The following is an 18535-nucleotide window of genomic DNA, read 5'->3' as shown; positions in this document are numbered from 1 at the left end:
TGTTCGTTGAAAACAAATGATTATGTAAAATATATGACACAGGAAATCATCAAATATATGAATACACCACGTGACGAACGGAAGGAACATAAACAAGAAAAAATGGAAACAAAACCGCCATTTTCACAGCGTTTATTTGGGGTTCTGCCGTTTGGTTTTTCAATGATGCTAAAGAAACGACATCGACAGAAGTAAAAAGCCGCCAGCAGGCGGTTTTTTTATGCCATTTTAGCTGTATTCTTCCACAACAATCACTTTATTGACCTTGTTTGAGTAAGGATTATAGGAAATGGTGACAAATACACCAAATTCTTTGGCATGATCTTTTAATGTAATATGATACTGCTTCACAGATTCTTTTTCCCGGTGCCGGTCCCATACTTTTTGTTTAAATAAGACTTGTGCTAACGGATATCTTTTCTTTGCTTCTTTGACAGCTCTTGTTTCCCATTGATCTGCGGCCGTAGTGAATCCTCTTGCATCCGCAGGTTTGACGTCTTGTATGACAGGACCCAATAGTAAACTGAGCATGATCATGATTTTTCCATATGTCACTTAACATCACCTCACCAGTTATTATCCTGACCAAATCCTACACTTTTATGTAAATTTTTAAGAAGTACAAATGTCATGGAAAAAAATATCGAATATGGCGAAAGAACGAGAAAATGGAAGAATTTTCTCGTAATGGTTCTCGTTTAAGAACAAAATGGACTAATTTGGCGTTTTGGGTTTTATAGGTATTTCCTTATACTGAATGTAATCGTTCTTTTTAAAGAACAATTGTCCAAGGAGTTGAAAGAATTTATGAGACAGTCGCTCTTTGTACTCTTTTGTACCATTTGTTTGATTTTCACGTCTCTTCTGATCACACCTACTAACGCTTCTTTTAACGATGTCGAGCATACAAACTTTGTCATGAACACGTGTGACGATTTTGAGCAGACAGATCAGCATTGTCAGCCAAAGAAATGGGATAGCAGTCATTTGAAGCTCATAGATCAAACGATGATTGAAGGCACAGTGTGTGCGCCTCAAAAGCTGAGCATGACGTTAAAAAATATTGGACGACCCATAGTGCACTCTGAATGGAAGTGGGAATTACACAAAGTAGAAAGTGATCAGAAACCATTACGGGATGGTCATATTCTTGATAAGGGTTCAATACAACATCTTTCATCAAAAGAAACGACGACTGTCACAACAGATAAAGCAAAAACAAATGGGATTTATGCATTTAAAATCTATTTTCCTAAAGGATTTGGTGCATCTGAAAAAATATTCTTTTGGTCAAAACAAATGAAGCTCACAAGGTGTCAAGAAAAGATGTCCTAAATGGAGTTGTTTGCTGAATAAAACATGATGTACGAAGGGGAGAAGGAACATGAAAAAATGGGTGAAAATGTCTGGGAGTATTCTTTACGCAATGGTTTTCACGATGATGATCGCATGTATTATTGTCGTGTTGTCATCAAGAACAACAGGAGAGGACCCGCAAATTTTCGGTTATCAATTCAAGCAAGTATTATCTGGCTCAATGGAACCAGAATTTTCGGCTGGGTCGCTGATTGTTGTAAAACATGTCACCTCACCTGAGACGCTCAAAAAAGGGGACATTATCACTTTTCAAACGAAGCAGGACAAGTCCTTTGTGACTCACCGAATTGTTGGAATAAAAGGAAATGGGGCAAATAAAGCTTTTGAGACCAAAGGAGACAACAATATGTATCAAGATGGCACGCTCGTAAAAGCGGATCAAGTGGTTGCGCAGTATAAGGGAATGAACATTCCTTATGCGGGAAAGCTTCTTTCGTATGCCGGAACTTCGGCTGGTACCGCTTTGCTGTTGATTATACCAGGTATGATGCTGCTCATTTATTCAACCATTCATTTTGTAGGCGCTGCGAAACATCGAAGACACTCGGCTGATTTACCTATGTCAGAGAAGCAAGCATAATCTTTTCGTTTGTAACCTAATCAGGTTTCAATAAAAAAATTATTAGGGGGTTCATTCATGGCAATGAAGAAATCAATTCGTTTAGGTGTATTATCAGGGGCTTTAGGCATTGCGTTAATCGGCGGGGGAACATGGGCAGCATTTAATGATGTGGAAAAGGCAAACGCGGTCTACTCGACAGGAGAGCTGAATTTATCTGCAAAAGAGAACTCTGGCGCCATCAACCTTGCAAACTTAAAACCTGGTGACCGAATCAAGAAAGAATTTCATTTTGAAAATAAGGGGTCGCTTGCCATTAATCAAGTGTTGATGAGTCTTGATTATAGCCAGTTTAAAGATGGAACTTCTGCGAAGAATGGCGGTAAGAATACAGCTGAAGAATTCCTTAGTCAGTTTCAGGTGAGTGTTCTTACAGTTGGAGCCGAAGGTGGAAATGGTTATCCGAAAAATATTATTTTAGACCATGCAAACCTGCTTGACCTGCATCTATTAACATCAAAACAGGATCAGACCGCATTTGAAAAGCTTCGTCATGCCGTCGATGAGAAGTTTTTGCATGAAAGTGGTAAAATCAATGTAGCAACCGTTGATGGAACAGCGGCTCCAGAGTATGACGGCATTCCAAAGGATCCGTTTGATTACGATAAAATGGAAATGATCATTGAATTTGTCAATGACCAGACGAAGGATAAAGCTGGTCACTATATCCAAAATAAATACCAAGGCGATGCGATTCAAATTGATCTTTCCTTCGAAGCGACTCAGTGGAATGGTTTAACGATCAATCCCAAAAAGCATACGGATGAAAAAGGCTACGTGAAAGAAAACGAAAAAGCACACAGCGAAGATAAAAAATAAAGCCAGTCTTTAGACTGATATCAAGCTCTGCATAGCAATTGGAGGAGTATGCGCTAAAACGTGCGCTTTACTCCTCTTCTTGCTGTTTTTTCCAGATTTGATAATCTAAAAATTCACGAAATTGCTTTTTCGAAACCCCTGATGTCATTGCATCTCGAACTAGTTTTTCCCATTCACTATCTAATTGACCATCGTATTCGGTTTCATCTTTTTCGTGTAACAGTGTATGAACCGAGACGTCCAGAACAGCGGAGATTTTTTCAAGAAATTGAATGGAGGGGTTTGTTTGCAAGTTTCTTTCTATTGAGCTTAAATAAGACTTCGCTACCCCAGCCTTTTCGGCCAGTTCTGATAGTGAGTAGCCTTTTTCATTGCGGTATTGTTTAATACGCTGGCCAATCAATGTCATCACCTTCCTTTCGATATTATAGCACATTCAGAAAGGTTTGATAGAATGACTTCTTACTAGAGGGGGAGACTCAGAGGACTTTTCCTTTGATTTGAGAAAATGACGGACTTCTTCAACTGTTAGTCCTGCTTTGCGCGCTTCGCGTAATAATTGAACCCATTCATTGTCTAATATGTTCGTTTTCTTTTCCATACAAATACCCTCCTAAAATACTGAATCGTGTATTTCAGGCACTTAACGCATTAAATGGAAAGACAAAGGTGGTAAGACCTCATAGTTTGCTTGCGTCATGTTTCCGCCCAATACAAACAGACAAACTTTGCTTTTGACTGATCGAAAATCGTATGTTACATGAAGGGGAGGAGGAGGACCATGAGTCAACCTCCTCTTTTTTGCTGTAAGTAAAAAAGCCCACCATTTTCAATCGTAAGACTGATTTTTGGTTCGTATAAGGTTTTGAGTGCTTGTCTTTCTATTTCATATTCTACAGACGTGTCTGAAGTCCCTTCATAAAATTGATTTAAAAGTTCCGAGTCTTCCTTCCACTTTTGAACAGCTCTTATCGCCCAATCGTCCGGCTCCTCATAGGCATAACGCTCCATAAGGCTATAGAGCCGTTTGACGCCGCTTTCTGGTTTAATCATTGTACTCATCGTAAAGCAATAATCAGGAATTTGAGACGACAGCTCGCAGGTTTCCAGTTTTTGTTGGAATTGTTCTATGACATCACCTCGTATGAGATGAAGTCCAAGTGATAGCAGCTTATCCTTTTTACGGTCTGCAAGGTAGGATATTTTCACATTGAGACCAAGCCATGGCTCCAGTGCGATCTGGTTGTTGCTCAGTGGCCTCACTCTTTCGTAGAGCCTGATAAATCTGCCCTGCTGTTTAACAGCCTCGAATATTTGAAATAAACGAGGGGAGCCGAAGTGGACAAATTCACCTTCGACCGTGTCACCAGCTTTTTTTTGATCGGTGATGAGGGTCAATTGCCGCGGCTCAGGTACACCGCCTGTTTTTTCGAGCCAGTGCCAATAAAAAGGGCGGTTCATAATTAGCTTATCCATTTCGATTGTCAGTTGTACGGTCATATGCCCTGCACTTTCTTCTAGTATGTCGCATTGGTTCGCCTGAAAGAAACGGAGAAGAAAGGTGTGTATGTCACGCTGCTCCATTGATCAACTCTCCTTTATGAGCCTTGCTGTCTTTTTTCTAAAAGTGGTGTTTGTGCTTCTGTTAAATAGGAAGCAAACTGGGTTAATTTCTTTTTCATGTCTCCATCAGATTCGTGCTGAAAGAGAATGTGATGCAATTCTGTTTCGGCATCTTGGATATCGATCCGCGTTAAAATATCATCTAGATCGCCAATGACGTTTTCAAACAGCTGAATTTTTTCATATAAAAGCTTTAAAATATGTTCCTCGACTGTTCCGTTTGTTGCCATATTGTATATGTGGACATCCCGCTCTTGTCCAAGACGGTGGATACGTCCAATTCTCTGTTCTAGACGCATCGGATTCCACGGAAGGTCGTAGTTGATGATTTGGTTGCAAAACTGAAGGTTAATCCCTTCGCCGCCTGCTTCTGTCGCAATTAACACTTGCGCCCGTTCTCTAAATAAATCTTTCATCCAGTCTTTTTTGCTACGCTTAAAGCCGCCTCGAAATGGAACCGAGCTAATGCCATTTTGCTGAAGAAACCATTGTAAATAAATTTGTGTCGCACGATATTCAGTGAAAATAATGACCTTTTCATTTAACTGCTGAATAAGTTTGACGACTTCTAGTGCCTTTGAATTTTGCTCAACTTGGTTGATTTTCTCCATGATTTGCGCCATGGCAGAAGATCCTAGAATGTGTTTTTCTTCTTCCTGCATTTTTTTAATCGTCATATAGACGGCCTCACGGCTTGAGCAGCATTCTCGTTCTAAGGTCATAATGGAAAACATGTGTTTCGTATAAGACGGGTTCTCTTTCAGCTTGCAAATTTCATCGTATAACGCTTGCTCTGTCGGGGAGAAATCAATGGAAATCGTCTTGACATGCCGTTTTGACCACTCGATGCCCGTGTCTTGTCTTCGGTTACGAATCATCACTTTATTGACGAGCTGTTTCAATCGATCATGATCTTCAAGCTGCAAGTCCTTTTTGGCAAAAACATCTTTAAACTGATCTTCATTCCCTAGATGGCCAGGCTTTAGAAGGGAAACGAGATTAAATATTTCTCCGATCCGGTTTTGAATAGGCGTAGCCGTAAGTAATAGGCAGAATTTCTTATTTAGATTTCTCACAAATTCATAGTTTTTCGTTTTATTGTTTTTCAGTTTGTGTGCTTCATCAATAATGACCATATCGTAGGCGATGGATAAAATCGTGTCTCGATGCGGCTGTCTTTTGGCCGTATCAATTGAGGAAACGACAACGTCACACTGCTCCCACACGTAGCTCTTTTTCTGTTCGACAGCATCAATATAAAATTTTGTCCGTAGCTCCTGCACCCATTGAGACACAAGAGAAGCGGGGACAAGAATGAGAATCTTTTTGGCAAGACCACGAATCATGTATTCTTTAATGATGAGTCCTGCTTCTACAGTTTTCCCGAGTCCTACTTCATCTGCTAGAATGGCCTTTCCATTCATTTCTTCTACGACTCTTCTGGCTACTTCAAGCTGGTGTTTTAAAGGGGTGAATGCAGGCAGGTGCGCCGGGGCTTGAAGCCCCTCGAATGAATCAATGGCCGTGACTTTCTGAACCTGCGCCGCTAAACGGTACATATCCCAGTTCGCCCAGGGTCCATCTGCTGAAAGCCGCTGCTGAAATTCACTTGCCCACTCCTGATCAAAAATCGTTTGAATATGCAATGTCATCGCCTGCCTTTCTAGTTGGTATATAATAAAATTGTTCTGTTTTTAAACGCTTCATTTTTGAAGAGGTCTTTAAAAGACTAGATATATCAATAAAAGCGAACAATATTGAACATTTATTTTAAAAATGTTAATGATTTTTCTGTTGCCCTTCATCCATTTCTAATGGTAGGATGTTGGTAAGTGATCTAGAAAATGAGTCACCCATTTTGATAGTATGTCCAATAAATGTGAAGAATATGAGCGGATGATGGTATGGGGAGAGACTTGGCGGTTATTTTGTACTGGCAGGCGCCGAAGGAGCAAGCTGATGAATTCAGTGAATCTCTCAGGCAAAAGTACTCTTACCGGACGCAACTCTGGAGAGTGTTTGCTCATTGTTTTTAGCAAACCACCAAAGGGGAAAACGCACAATCACGTTGTGCTGTAAACTTTCAGGTGCAAGGACAGAGACTTCTTTTTGATAAAAGGGAGCGCTCTGTCCTTTTTTGCTGTGATTTTTTTCTGAAAATTCAGCTTGTGATCTGCACTGTAAGAAAAAAGGGGGAAACGATTGATGTTGAAACGAACACCGCTTTTTCATGCGTATGAAACGCTTGGCGCAAAAACCATTGACTTCGGGGGCTGGGAATTACCTGTCCAATTTTCTTCCATTAAAGAAGAACATGAAGCTGTTCGAACAAAAGCAGGGCTTTTTGATGTGTCTCACATGGGTGAGGTGGAAGTCAAAGGTCAAGATGCCCTTCCTTTTTTACAAAGGTTATTAACCAATGATCTGTCTAAGCTGACAGACGGTAAGGCACTATATACAGCCATGTGTTATGAAGATGGCGGAACGGTGGATGATCTGCTTGTCTACCAAAAAGAAAAGAACAACTATTTGCTTGTGATCAATGCTTCAAATATTGAAAAAGATGTGGATTGGCTGCTTAAGCATCAAGGTGAGGATGACGTATTGATCAAGAATGTCTCTGATCAAATCGCCCTGCTAGCACTTCAAGGACCTCTTGCTGCTGACATCATCAAGGATGTGGCGGATGAAGAGGTGACTTCTCTCAAGCCATTTACGTTTTTATCACAAGCTAAGATCGCTCAAAGAGAGGTGCTTGTTTCAAGAACGGGCTACACAGGGGAAGACGGCTTTGAAATCTACTGCCAGTCAGAAGATGCAGTCCACATTTGGTCGGCTATATTAGAAGCAGGCGAGCCTAAAGGGTTAATACCGTGCGGACTCGGTGCACGAGACACCTTGAGATTTGAAGCAAGACTCCCGCTTTATGGTCAGGAGCTCACGAAGGATATATCTCCATTAGAAGGCGGGATTGGTTTTGCTGTTAAAACGGATAAAGAAGCGGATTTTATCGGGAAAGCCGCACTTAAAAAACAAAAAGAAGAAGGACCGAAGCGAAAGCTTGTAGGGATTGAAATGATTGATAAAGGGATTCCGCGCACAGACTATCCAGTTTTTTCAGGAGAGAAGCAGATTGGAATTGTTACAACGGGTACACAGTCTCCAACGTTAAAGAAAAATATCGGGCTTGCTTTGATCGACACCTCAGAGGCGCAGCTTCAGGCAGAGGTGGAAGTACAAGTTCGAAAAAAACGTCTAAAAGCCAAAATCGTCGCTACACCATTTTATAAAAGAAGCAAATAACGAGGGGGAATAAAGGATGAAGCACAGGTATTTGCCGCAAACAGAGCAAGATCAAAAAGACATGCTGGATGTCATCGGCGTTCAGTCGATTGATGAGCTTTTTTCAGACATCCCAGAGAAAGTCAGATTTAAAGGAGCATACAACATCAAAGAAGCCGCATCGGAAACAGAGCTTGTAAGGGAATTATCCCGATTAGCTGCAAAGAATAAGGATACGGTTTCTTATGCATCGTTTCTTGGTGCTGGCGTGTATGATCATTATCAGCCTGTCATTGTCGATCATGTCATCTCGCGCTCTGAATTTTATACAGCGTATACACCTTATCAGCCCGAGATTTCGCAAGGTGAATTACAGGCCATCTTTGAATTTCAAACGATGATCGCTGAGCTGACGGGCATGGATCTTGCCAACTCCTCAATGTATGATGGTGGAACTGCATTAGCTGAAGCGGCGATGCTGGCTGCAGGTCACACAAAGAAGAAAAAAGTGGTTGTTTCTGAAACGGTTCACCCTGAATCAAGAGCAGTGCTGAAAACATACGCCAAAGGACAGCATATTGAAGTCGTTGAGGTACCTGCGAAAAAAGGGCAGACAGATCTAGCTGCATTAGAAGAGGCCGTCTGCGATGATACAGCAGCAGTTCTTGTACAATATCCAAACTTTTTCGGTGTAGTCGAACCGTTAAAAGACATTGAACCCATTGCGCATAAAGGGAAAAGCCTGTTCATTGTCTCAAGTAATCCGCTTGCACTCGGGTTACTAACGCCGCCAGGGAAGCTTGGGGCAGATATTGTTGTTGGTGATGCACAGCCGTTTGGCATTCCGGCTGCATTTGGCGGACCTCATTGTGGGTATTTTGCCGTCACGAAAAAATTGATGCGAAAAGTGCCAGGACGTTTAGTCGGGCAGACAGAAGATGAAAATGGCGTCCGTGGCTTTGTGCTGACCCTTCAAGCGCGTGAACAGCACATTCGAAGAGACAAAGCGACATCAAATATTTGTTCGAATCAGGCATTAAATGCATTAGCCGCATCTGTTGCGATGACGGCGCTTGGGAAAACAGGTATAAAGGATATCGCCTATCAAAACGTGCAAAAAGCCCATTATGCCAAAACGCAGGCTGAAAAATATGGGCTTCGGGCAGATGTAGAAGGAGCCCATTTTAATGAATTTGTGATCAAGTTACATGAACCTGTGAAAGAAGCCAATCAACGATTGCTTGAAAAAGGAATCATCGGCGGATATGACTTGGGACGGGATTATCCAGAGCTTCAGCAGCACATGCTCGTCGCTGTGACAGAGCTAAGAACAAAAGAAGAAATTGATACGTTCATCAAGGAATTGGGGGATCGCCATGAATAAACCAGATCAGCCGCTCATTTTTGAATTATCCAAAGAAGGAAGAATTGGTTATAGCCTGCCTGATTTAGATGTACCTGAACAGGAGCTCCCGGCTTTATTTGATGAAACGTACATCCGTCATGAGGATGCTGAGCTACCGGAAGTATCTGAGCTAGATATCATGCGTCATTATACGGCGCTATCAAGACGTAATCATGGAGTTGATTCCGGATTTTACCCTCTTGGTTCTTGTACGATGAAATATAACCCAAAGATTAACGAAAAGGTCGCACGTCTTGCAGGCTTCTCGCAAGTTCATCCACTTCAAGAAGCAGATACTGTGCAAGGGGCGCTAGAATTACTTTATGACCTAGGTGATCATCTTGAAGAAATCACAGGTATGGACGCAGTGACATTACAGCCTGCGGCAGGAGCACATGGCGAATGGACGGGGCTCATGATGATCCGTGCGTATCATGAAGCAAGAGGAGATCATCAGCGTACAAAAGTCATTGTGCCTGATTCGGCTCATGGAACGAATCCGGCATCTGCGACAGTGGCTGGGTTTGAAACGATTACCGTTGCATCTGATGAAAATGGGCTTGTCGATTTAGAGGACCTGCGCCGTGTCGTCAATGAAGAAACAGCGGCTCTTATGCTGACAAATCCAAATACACTCGGCCTTTTTGAAGAAAACATTTTAGAGATGGCTGAAATCGTTCACGGAGCTGGCGGTAAGCTTTATTATGACGGAGCGAACTTGAATGCCGTTTTAAGCAGAGCAAGACCGGGGGATATGGGATTTGATGTCGTTCACTTAAATCTTCATAAAACCTTTACAGGCCCGCACGGAGGCGGAGGTCCTGGCTCAGGCCCAGTTGGCGTAAAAAAAGATTTGATTCCGTACTTGCCAAAGCCGGTACTTGTGAAGAAGGAAGGTCGTTATTCCTTTGATTACGATCGTCCAGAATCAATTGGACGCGTGAAGCCATTCTATGGCAACTTTGGCATTAACGTTAGAGCATATGCGTACATCCGCTCTATGGGTCCGGACGGCTTAAAGGCTGTAACAGATAATGCGGTGTTAAATGCGAACTATATGATGCGCCGCTTAAGCGCTCATTACGATTTGCCATTTGATCGTCACTGTAAGCATGAATTTGTTCTTTCAGGTAAACGTCAGAAGAAACTAGGTGTGCGAACACTTGATATCGCCAAACGATTACTTGATTTTGGCTATCATCCGCCAACGATCTACTTCCCCCTGAATGTAGAGGAATGTATCATGATTGAACCAACTGAAACAGAATCAAAAGAAACACTTGATGCATTTATTGACGCGATGATTCAAATTGCAAAAGAAGTAGAAGAGAATCCAGAAGTGGTGCAGGAAGCGCCGCATACAACGGTTGTCAAACGAATGGATGAAACAAAGGCTGCGCGAAATCCAGTTCTTGTGTTTGAGAGAAAATAAAAAAGACTCAAAGGGGGCGGATAGCTCCCAGAGTCTTTTTTGTTAGTTCTTCGTTTTGATGCGGCCGCCCCATTTTTTAAAACCGCCCTTTAAATTATAAATCTCACGACAGCCATTTTTACGTAACGTTTGGGCTGCTTTTCCGCTTCTTAAATTATTTTGGCAATAGAGATAAACAGGCTTGTCAGGACGTATTTCATTTTTTCGCTGCTTTAGTTGTGAAAGGGGGATGTTTCTTGCCCCTAAAATATGTCCGCCTTCAAACTCATTTGGCTCTCTCACGTCAATAAGTTGAGCTTTGCGGTAACCTTTAATGAATTCTTCTTCCGTCAGCGTTTTCATAATGCGCTGCTGATAAATGTAACTGCCGATGGAATAAAGAATGAAAAGTCCACAAAGTGAGAGGACGATATAGTTGAATATTGGCAATACGACTCGACTCCTTCTTGAGCATCAGCACAGAGACCTGTCTGATGGTACACGTTTTAGACAAATACTATTATAGTAAAGCGAAAGAAACTTGTCATCATAAATGGTAAGAATTATTTTCAATTCCTTCCCTATTTGATAGACTGATGTAGAGAGAAAAACGGTGGCCACCACCATCATCTAACATTGACTACGTAAAAGAGAAGGGATTTTTATATGCAAAAAGAGAAATGGTGTTTCATTGATACAGGAAACCAAGACCCTGCCTTTAACATGGCAATGGATGAAGCCTTGCTTTATTGGCATAGTGAGAAGCTCATCCCGCCTGTGATCCGTTTTTATGGATGGAATCCGGCAACATTATCTGTTGGATATTTTCAGCATGTTGAAAAAGAAATCAACATGGAAGCGGTCAAGCGCTATGGTCTCGGATTTGTCCGCAGACCAACAGGAGGGCGGGGGGTTCTTCATGATCAGGAGCTGACCTACAGCGTCATTGTGTCAGAGGAGCACCCAGAGATGCCGGCCACAGTGACAGAGGCATACCGCGTCATTTCAGAAGGTATTTTAGAGGGCTTTAAAGAACTGGGACTCGATGCGTATTTTGCCATTCCTCGTACAGAAAAAGAAAAGGAAAGCTTAAAAAACCCAAGATCGTCTGTATGCTTTGATGCGCCTTCGTGGTACGAGCTTGTCGTAGAAGGCAGAAAAGTAGCAGGCAGTGCTCAAACGAGGCAAAAAGGTGTCATCCTTCAGCATGGCTCCATCTTAATTGACCTTGATGAGGACAAATTGTTCGATTTGTTTCTTTATCCAAACGACCGGGTAAGAGAGCGGATGCAGCGCAGCTTTAAAAACAAGGCGGTTGCGATCAATGAAATTTCAGACCGGACATGTACAATAGACGATGCGCGTGTTGCGTTTAAACGAGGGTTTGAAAAAGGATTAAATATCGAGCTTGTGCCGTATGAACTGACAGATGAAGAATTAGCGTTTGTCCACCATCTCGCCAAAACGAAATATGCCTCAGATGATTGGAATTACAAGCGTTAAGAAGATGGGCACTTCTTGTTTTTTAATGGGCGATGGTGTAGAATTGTTATGATTATTAAGTAAAGGTGCATTATGGAGGGGTTTTATGACTACACCTAGTATGGAAGATTATATTGAACAAATTTATATGCTGATAGAAGAAAAAGGATATGCCAGAGTATCTGATATTGCAGAAGCCCTCGCTGTCCATCCCTCCTCTGTAACAAAAATGGTTCAGAAGCTAGATAAAGATGAATACCTCATTTATGAGAAGTATCGTGGTCTAATTTTAACCCCGAAAGGTAAAAAAATTGGAAAACGTCTCGTATACAGACATGAACTGCTAGAGCAATTTTTAAGAATCATTGGTGTAGATGAAGAGAAAATTTATGATGATGTAGAAGGCATTGAGCATCATCTCAGCTGGAACAGCATTGACCGGATCGGCGATCTTGTTCAATTCTTTGAAGAAAACGACGAGCGATCTGTACAGCTGAAAGCGATTCAAAAGAAAAACGAACAAACAAATCAAGAATCTTAAGAAAAAGGGACACCCTCAGCATGGGTGTCCTTTTTGATTCTTGACAAAGGGCTAAAATGATCTTTATTTTAGCCCTTTGTCTTCTTTTCAGCGTGATTGAAAACCTTTGAAGTCTAGGAAGGCCGAGCACCGGAGCGGAGCGAATTTGACATTCGTGAGCACCGGAGCGCAGGACTGACACCGAATGCGAGGGTTTGTCTACACGCTGAAAGGACACCCTCAGCATGGGTGTCCTTTTTGAATAAAGTTCTAATTGAAAGCAAAGGCTCCTACACTATTAATAGTGTGAGATCAAAAGGGGGCTCCTTCATGAAGATAGATGGTGTGTTCTCAGGTGGAGGCATTAAGGGGGCAGCGCTTGCAGGTGCTTATGAGGCGCTTGAAGCGAGAGGATTTCAATTTGTCCGCCTTGCGGGTACAAGTGCTGGAGCGATCATTGCTTCACTCATCGCGGCAGGCTTTACAAGTCAGGAAATTCGGGAGCTTTTAGATGAAATGGATGAACATCAATTGCTTGACAGGAGATGCCAATTTATTCCGTTTAAAATGCTTAGATGGGTATCTATTTACTGGCGACTCGGTCTTTACAAAGGAGATCGTCTAGAAAAATGGCTCACAGATGTTTTAAAACGGAAAGGGGTGACCGTATTTGGGGATCTCAAAAAAAATTCGCTCAAAATCGTTGCTTCCGACTTAACAAATGGAAAAATCCTTGTCCTGCCAGACGACCTTCCTTCATATGGATTAAATCCAGAACGGTTTTCCGTTGCGCGTGCCATTCGTATGAGCTGCAGCCTGCCGTATTTTTTCGAGCCAGTCAAACTAAAGTCTTCAAAGGGCATTTGTACCATTGTAGATGGCGGAGTTCTCAGCAACTTCCCGATATGGTTATTTGCCGAAGAGAAAAAAAGACCGTTTGTTGGTGTTACGTTAACCCCAAATGAAAAAGAACGCCCTCAACACTCCATCCGCAATGCGTTTGAATTGTTTGGCGCTCTTTTTGAAACAATGCGTGGTGCTCATGACGAAAGACATATCGCCACAAAACACGAACGTCATATTATTTTTATTCCTGTAGAACACGTCATTGCCACTGATTTTCATCTCATGACAGAAAAGAAAAAGGCGCTCGTCGATCTAGGCAGACAGAAGGCCGAGCAATTTTTAAAAAGCTGGACCTTTTAAAATAAGGCGCGGTTCTTCTTTTTGTTTTTCTTGCCTTCAATCACAGTCAATTGTGTTTGGCTTTTCTTTTTGAGAAGGACGGGCTTAGACTTGTGGTCAGTCGGCACGCTTCGCAAATGAGTGACCCGATTTTTCATCTGGCTTTTCGTTTTTGGTTTAGGCTGCTGCTGGTAGCGACGTTTTGATTGTTTGACTGCTTTACGATAAAGATTACCTTCTGTGCCAATTCTTCGATTCATCAGCCATCTAAAAAGGAAAAACAGAGCCGCTCCAATGATCACAACTGATAGCAGCATCGTAAAGAGCCTGCCTGGATTCGTTGTGAGTAAATACACAAATCCCAAAACACCTAAAGCGAAAATAATGGTAAAAGCAGGATGTACTCGGCGATTCATAACTGTCCACCTCCGAAGGAATTTACCGGATTTATAAGCTAGATCACTTGATGAGCAGAATCCGACGCTTGTTTCTCAGACGCTTCCTCTAAACGAAGAAGTTCATTAAAACTGGCAATGGCTACCTCGACTTGATCGTCAGAGGGTTCTTTTGTTGTGAGCAATTGCAGCCAAAGGCCAGGATAGCCAAGCACTTTTAGCACAGGCACATCTCGGAGTTTGTTCGTGAGCTGCAAGACTTCAAATGAAATGCCCAGAACAACCGGAATGAGCGCCAAGCGGTTCAGAACTCTCACCCATAAAGGATCTGTCGGTACGAGTAAATAGACGAACATTCCGACAATGACAGTGAATAAAATAAAGCTGCTGCCGCATCGATAATGCAGCCGTGACTGTTTTTGGACATTTTCCACTGTGATGTCAAGATTCTGTTCATAGCAGTTTATGACTTTATGTTCTGCTCCATGATATTGAAATACCCTTTTAATTAAAGGGGTCATGGAAATAAAGTAAATATAGCCTAATAACAGGACCAGTTTAAAGAATGTTTCAACTGCGATTTGTGCAAAATTCCCTGAGAAAATAGGCCGCACAAGCTCAGCTAAAAAGACAGGTACTAGGGTAAAGACAAATTTACTAAAGAGAAGAGAGAGAACTCCGATCACCGCAATGCCAAAGATCATTGATAATTTCGAGCCCTTTTGTTCTTTTTCAAGAGAATGATCTTCAGAAGGATCTAAGTCATAGCGCTCGCTGGAGAAGTTTAAGTGCTTACTGCCATTTGCGCTTGCTTCAATCAGTGCAGCAACACCCCTGATAAATGGGATTTTCTTGAGAAAGGCGGTTCGTTTATTGGAGGTCCGGGGAAGCTTCAAAAACTCAATGGACTGATCCTTTCGCCGAATCGCTGTCACATAGTTCTTTTTACCTCCGAACATGACACCTTCGACAACTGCTTGCCCTCCATATGCTGGAGGTTTTGTTTGATTGGACATATTTCATCAACCTGCCTGTTTCCTGTAATTTACATGCATTTCCTTATACCTTTATTGTACAGGAAATGAGGGGAAATCACTAGCGCACAGGTCGATTATCTACTAGAATTCTATCTACCTCTTTTTAGCCAGTATACCCTGTTATAAAAATTTTACACTCACGCATGGAAATCCTTTTTTTTCATGACATTTTGGACATACTACTTGCTGGAGGTGTTCATATGAAACGTGATGAAAAGAAAAATCAAGAAGAAAAAAATCAGGCCGTACAAACGTCTTCGCTCGTAGCAAGAGCAGCTGCTACTGGTTTTGTTGGTGGTGTTTTTTGGGGCTTTATCGGATTTCTGACCCATATGTTTCATTTTTCAGAGGTGAGCCCGAATATGCTGCTTCAGCCTTTTGTGCTTGGAGAATGGAAAAAGGGTGGACTTGGCACTTTTATTAGTATTGTGCTTTTAGGTCTTTTATCTATTGGAGCGGCCTTTATTTATTATGGACTTTTAAAACGGATCAGAGGTTTTTGGATGGGGCTGATTTATGGGGGGATATTATGGTTACTAGTTTTTTACGTATTTAATCCCATTTTCCCAGATGTGAAGCAAGTACAAGATTTGCAGCAAAGCACGATTGTGACGACATTTTGCCTATATATTTTGTATGGCATGTTTGTTGGATACAGTATTTCATTTGAATATAATGAATTAACGAGTCAGAAGCTTGCGAGGGCACTCGGGAAAAAGACAGAATAAAGTGTAAATCAACCATTCATATGATAAAATATTTTTGGAAACGAAAGGTTTCTAAGGAAAAAGAAACAGATATCGATATAGATTGAATTAGGGTGAAGGAGTGGTCAAATGCCTCATTTTCTTATGCTGAATGGACCCAATTTAAATAGGCTCGGGAAGAGAGAGCCTGCTGTTTACGGAAGTAAAACGCTGACGGATTTAGAAACGGATTTGTTTCAGTTCGCAGAAAGAGCAAATATCCAACTAACGTTCTTTCAATCGAATCATGAAGGAGATCTGATCGATGCACTTCACGAAGCAGATGATCAGTACGATGGCGTCGTGTTTAATCCGGGTGCTTTTACCCACTATAGCTATGCGCTAAGAGATGCTATTGCAAGTATTTCTTTACCTGTCATCGAAGTACATATTTCAAATGTTCATAAGAGAGAGGAATTCCGCCATCATTCTGTACTTGCTCCAGTATGCCAAGGGCAAATCGTTGGTCTTGGTTTAGAAGGGTATAAATTGGCGATTCGTTATCTAGTCAGTGAAGGGGGAGCGGAATCATGAAACTTGAGAAACTAAGAAACCTTTTAACCGAATTAGAGATTGATGGTCTTGTGATTACGAGCAGCTTTAATTTGCAGTACATGACCAGCTTTACTGGATCAGCCGGTCTTGCAATCGTGTCAAAAGATCGAGCGGCTTTTATTACGGATTTTCGCTATACAGAACAAGCCAAGGATCAAGTGAAAGGCTATGACATCATTGAACATAAAGGAAACATTGTAGAAACAGCTGCCCAAACGGCAAGAGAGTTTGGGGTAAAACGTCTAGGGTTTGAACAAAATCATATGACATTTGCCACTTACCAGCAGTATGCTGAAAAAGCAGGCGGTATTGAGCTTGTTCCTGTGTCAGAATCAGTTGAAAAGTTGCGCTTGATTAAGTCTAGTGAAGAGATTAAGATATTAGAGGAAGCTGCGAAGATTGCAGATCACGCCTTCGAACATATTCTCACTTACATCAAGCCGGGCCTGACAGAAATTGCGGTCATGAACGAGCTTGAATTTTTCATGAGAAAAGAAGGTGCTGAGGGATCTTCATTCGATATGATTGTTGCTTCAGGTGTCCGTTCAAGCCTGCCACACGGGAGAGCGAGTGAAAAGGTGATTGAAGCTGGTGATTTAGTGACACTTGATTTCGGCGCTTATTATAAAGGCTATTGTTCAGATATGACAAGAACGATTGCTGTCGGAACACCAAGCGACAAGCTAAAGGAAATTTATCATATCGTATTAGAAGCAGAAAACGCTGGTGTGGATAGAATCAAGCCAGGCTTAACAGGAAAAGAAGCTGATCGCATCACACGAGACATCATTGAAAAGTATGGCTACGGTCAATACTTCGGGCATTCAACTGGACACGGGCTTGGTATGGAAGTACATGAAGCGCCTGGCCTTTCCTCACGCTCAGAGGTCGTGTTAGAAGAGGGGATGGTCGTGACAGTTGAGCCGGGAATTTACTTGCCGGATGTCGGCGGCGTGAGAATTGAGGATGATATTGTCCTGACAGCTGACGGCAATAAACGATTGACCCACTCACCGAAAGAACTTATCATATTATGATGGTGAAATGTAGGAGGATGACAAAATGATTTCAGTAAACGATTTTCGTACTGGCCTGACAATTGAAGTGGACGGCGGTATTTGGCGTGTAGTAGATTTTCAGCACGTAAAACCAGGGAAAGGCGCAGCGTTTGTTCGCTCTAAACTGCGTAACCTTCGTACGGGGGCTATTCAAGAAAAAACATTCCGTGCTGGTGAAAAAGTAGCGAAAGCGCAAATTGAAACAAAAACCATGCAATACTTGTATGCAAACGGCGACCAGCATGTATTCATGGATACAAGCTCATACGAGCAGCTTGAACTAAGTGAAGCACAAATTAAAGATGAGCTGAAATACTTGCTTGAAAATATGTCCGTTCAAATCGTGATGTACGGGGATGAAACACTTGGTGTTGAACTTCCAAACACGGTAGAACTAGAAGTAGTAGAAACAGAGCCTGGTATTAAAGGTGACACAACATCAGGCGGATCAAAGCCTGCGAAAACTGAAACTGGTTTAATCGTCAACGTTCCTTTCTTTGTGAACCAAGGAGATAAACTAGTGATTAATACATCTGACGGTTCATACGTTTCAAGAGCGTAATGAACGTAGGAAGACTGTAAACTCCGTGTTTACAGTCTTTTTTTATTGAAAAAAATAAGTCTCCCTGTAAGAATGTCTTCCCTCTATTCTCTCATCCCTCTCTTCTACGTCTGAAAAACAAGACTACTTCCAGCTAGTCAAGCATATAGTGTAAAAAAAGCTGGAGGTTCTATATGAAACCATTTCTTTTCCCAGGCATACACCCATCAGTGGCTGCGATGGCAGGTATGAGGTTCTTATCTGCAACCATTGAACTGACGGCCGCCATCCTCATTTTGATCACAAATGATGTACGTAAAGCGGTTGTCATCAATAGTATATTGGCGATCATCGGACCGCTCATTTTTATTATCACCATGACGATTGGAATCTATCAAATGGCAGGGCAGCTATCCTATGCAAAGCTCGTGTTTATTTTCATTGGTGTCGTGTTTATTCTAGTTGGCATCTATAAGTAAA

Annotated in this window: 23 protein-coding genes and 2 riboswitches; of the genes, 15 read left to right on the top strand and 8 right to left on the bottom strand. The window is 41.9% G+C overall.

The window, feature by feature from the left end; all coding sequences use genetic code 11:
* Positions 1-6: 6 nt before the first annotated feature.
* Positions 7-195 (top strand): YqzE family protein, encoded by a 189-nt coding sequence (locus IEE86_RS03775; RefSeq protein WP_008360237.1) that lies wholly within the window; start codon positions 7-9, stop codon positions 193-195.
* Between the two features lie 33 nt (positions 196-228).
* Here the strand turns inward: IEE86_RS03775 and IEE86_RS03770 are convergent, their stop codons facing one another.
* Positions 229-555 (bottom strand): YqzG/YhdC family protein, encoded by a 327-nt coding sequence (locus IEE86_RS03770; RefSeq protein ID WP_318010245.1) that lies wholly within the window; start codon positions 553-555, stop codon positions 229-231.
* A gap of 228 nt (positions 556-783) precedes the next feature.
* On the opposite strand from IEE86_RS03770, the gene tapA reads away from it, so the two are divergent.
* From tapA to tasA, 3 genes are read left to right on the top strand one after another with little or no spacing between them, the layout of a single operon-like run.
* Positions 784-1335 carry an amyloid fiber anchoring/assembly protein TapA gene (gene tapA / locus IEE86_RS03765; RefSeq protein ID WP_191096000.1) on the top strand — a complete coding sequence of 184 codons (552 nt, stop codon included), beginning with the start codon at positions 784-786 and terminating at the stop codon, positions 1333-1335.
* Between the two features lie 49 nt (positions 1336-1384).
* Positions 1385-1957: a signal peptidase I SipW gene (gene sipW / locus IEE86_RS03760; RefSeq protein ID WP_191095999.1), complete on the top strand. Its 573-nt coding sequence runs from the start codon at positions 1385-1387 to the stop codon at positions 1955-1957.
* 57 nt (positions 1958-2014) lie between these two features.
* Entirely contained in the window at positions 2015-2815 is an 801-nt protein-coding gene (tasA, locus tag IEE86_RS03755; RefSeq protein WP_191095998.1) for a biofilm matrix protein TasA, read from the top strand.
* Between the two features lie 67 nt (positions 2816-2882).
* Here the strand turns inward: tasA and sinR are convergent, their stop codons facing one another.
* The 4 genes from sinR to IEE86_RS03735 form a co-directional block, all read right to left on the bottom strand.
* Positions 2883-3218 (bottom strand): transcriptional regulator SinR, encoded by a 336-nt coding sequence (sinR, locus tag IEE86_RS03750; RefSeq protein WP_099726659.1) that lies wholly within the window; start codon positions 3216-3218, stop codon positions 2883-2885.
* Positions 3219-3251: 33 nt separating this feature from the next.
* A complete protein-coding gene (locus tag IEE86_RS03745) occupies positions 3252-3416 on the bottom strand; it encodes an anti-repressor SinI family protein (RefSeq protein WP_191095997.1) in 165 nt (54 codons plus the stop codon).
* Between the two features lie 185 nt (positions 3417-3601).
* Positions 3602-4399 carry a YqhG family protein gene (locus IEE86_RS03740; protein WP_191095996.1) on the bottom strand — a complete coding sequence of 266 codons (798 nt, stop codon included), beginning with the start codon at positions 4397-4399 and terminating at the stop codon, positions 3602-3604.
* A gap of 14 nt (positions 4400-4413) precedes the next feature.
* Positions 4414-6084, bottom strand: a complete 1671-nt coding sequence (locus IEE86_RS03735) for a DEAD/DEAH box helicase (protein ID WP_191096044.1) — start codon at positions 6082-6084, stop codon at positions 4414-4416.
* A gap of 250 nt (positions 6085-6334) precedes the next feature.
* Positions 6335-6441, top strand: a riboswitch (glycine riboswitch).
* A gap of 3 nt (positions 6442-6444) precedes the next feature.
* A riboswitch (glycine riboswitch) is annotated at positions 6445-6539 on the top strand.
* A gap of 104 nt (positions 6540-6643) precedes the next feature.
* On the opposite strand from IEE86_RS03735, the gene gcvT reads away from it, so the two are divergent.
* The 3 genes from gcvT to gcvPB are packed head-to-tail and all read left to right on the top strand — an operon-like array spanning position 6644 to position 10557.
* Entirely contained in the window at positions 6644-7741 is a 1098-nt protein-coding gene (gene gcvT / locus IEE86_RS03730; protein WP_191095995.1) for a glycine cleavage system aminomethyltransferase GcvT, read from the top strand.
* A 16-nt stretch (positions 7742-7757) separates the two neighbouring features.
* The gene (gene gcvPA, locus IEE86_RS03725; protein WP_191095994.1) at positions 7758-9104 is read left to right on the top strand and encodes an aminomethyl-transferring glycine dehydrogenase subunit GcvPA; all 1347 of its coding nucleotides are present in this window, start codon (positions 7758-7760) and stop codon (positions 9102-9104) included.
* Complete coding sequence (gcvPB, locus tag IEE86_RS03720) at positions 9097-10557, top strand: aminomethyl-transferring glycine dehydrogenase subunit GcvPB (protein ID WP_191095993.1); 1461 nt, start codon at positions 9097-9099, stop codon at positions 10555-10557. Before gcvPA ends, gcvPB begins: the two co-directional genes overlap by 8 nt.
* A 42-nt stretch (positions 10558-10599) precedes the next feature.
* On the opposite strand, the gene IEE86_RS03715 is transcribed toward gcvPB, so the two are convergent.
* Entirely contained in the window at positions 10600-10980 is a 381-nt protein-coding gene (locus tag IEE86_RS03715) for a rhodanese-like domain-containing protein (protein ID WP_191096043.1), read from the bottom strand.
* Between the two features lie 222 nt (positions 10981-11202).
* Between IEE86_RS03715 and IEE86_RS03710 the strand changes: the two genes are divergently transcribed.
* From IEE86_RS03710 to IEE86_RS03700, 3 genes are all read left to right on the top strand, one after another.
* Positions 11203-12039, top strand: coding sequence for a lipoate--protein ligase family protein (locus IEE86_RS03710; protein ID WP_008360261.1), 837 nt, complete (start codon positions 11203-11205; stop codon positions 12037-12039).
* Between the two features lie 85 nt (positions 12040-12124).
* Positions 12125-12559 carry a transcriptional regulator MntR gene (gene mntR, locus IEE86_RS03705; RefSeq protein WP_003215946.1) on the top strand — a complete coding sequence of 145 codons (435 nt, stop codon included), beginning with the start codon at positions 12125-12127 and terminating at the stop codon, positions 12557-12559.
* Between the two features lie 309 nt (positions 12560-12868).
* Complete coding sequence (locus tag IEE86_RS03700; protein WP_191095992.1) at positions 12869-13744, top strand: patatin-like phospholipase family protein; 876 nt, start codon at positions 12869-12871, stop codon at positions 13742-13744.
* Here the strand turns inward: IEE86_RS03700 and IEE86_RS03695 are convergent.
* A complete protein-coding gene (locus IEE86_RS03695; RefSeq protein ID WP_191095991.1) occupies positions 13741-14139 on the bottom strand; it encodes an SA1362 family protein in 399 nt (132 codons plus the stop codon). The genes IEE86_RS03700 and IEE86_RS03695 overlap by 4 nt on opposite strands.
* 38 nt (positions 14140-14177) lie before the next feature.
* The gene (locus tag IEE86_RS03690; RefSeq protein WP_191095990.1) at positions 14178-15134 is read right to left on the bottom strand and encodes a DUF1385 domain-containing protein; all 957 of its coding nucleotides are present in this window, start codon (positions 15132-15134) and stop codon (positions 14178-14180) included.
* A gap of 221 nt (positions 15135-15355) precedes the next feature.
* On the opposite strand from IEE86_RS03690, the gene IEE86_RS03685 reads away from it, so the two are divergent.
* From IEE86_RS03685 to IEE86_RS03665, 5 genes are all read left to right on the top strand, one after another.
* Positions 15356-15883: a YqhR family membrane protein gene (locus IEE86_RS03685; RefSeq protein ID WP_191095989.1), complete on the top strand. Its 528-nt coding sequence runs from the start codon at positions 15356-15358 to the stop codon at positions 15881-15883.
* A gap of 108 nt (positions 15884-15991) precedes the next feature.
* Positions 15992-16435 (top strand): type II 3-dehydroquinate dehydratase, encoded by a 444-nt coding sequence (gene aroQ / locus IEE86_RS03680; RefSeq protein WP_191095988.1) that lies wholly within the window; start codon positions 15992-15994, stop codon positions 16433-16435.
* Positions 16432-17493 carry a M24 family metallopeptidase gene (locus IEE86_RS03675; protein WP_224740752.1) on the top strand — a complete coding sequence of 354 codons (1062 nt, stop codon included), beginning with the start codon at positions 16432-16434 and terminating at the stop codon, positions 17491-17493. The genes aroQ and IEE86_RS03675 overlap by 4 nt, the downstream gene beginning before the upstream one ends.
* A gap of 25 nt (positions 17494-17518) precedes the next feature.
* On the top strand, positions 17519-18076 hold the full coding sequence (gene efp / locus IEE86_RS03670) for an elongation factor P (protein WP_007501192.1): 558 nt from the start codon (positions 17519-17521) through the stop codon (positions 18074-18076).
* 173 nt (positions 18077-18249) lie between these two features.
* A complete protein-coding gene (locus IEE86_RS03665; protein ID WP_191095987.1) occupies positions 18250-18534 on the top strand; it encodes a YqhV family protein in 285 nt (94 codons plus the stop codon).
* Position 18535: the final 1 nt, after the last annotated feature.

Origin of the sequence: Bacillus crepusculi (assembly GCF_014764715.1) — a bacterium.
Classification (GTDB): Bacteria; Bacillota; Bacilli; order Bacillales; family Bacillaceae; genus Bacillus.
The sequence above is the reverse complement of the archived record's forward strand: the minus strand, read 5'-3'. Positions and strand labels throughout refer to the sequence as shown.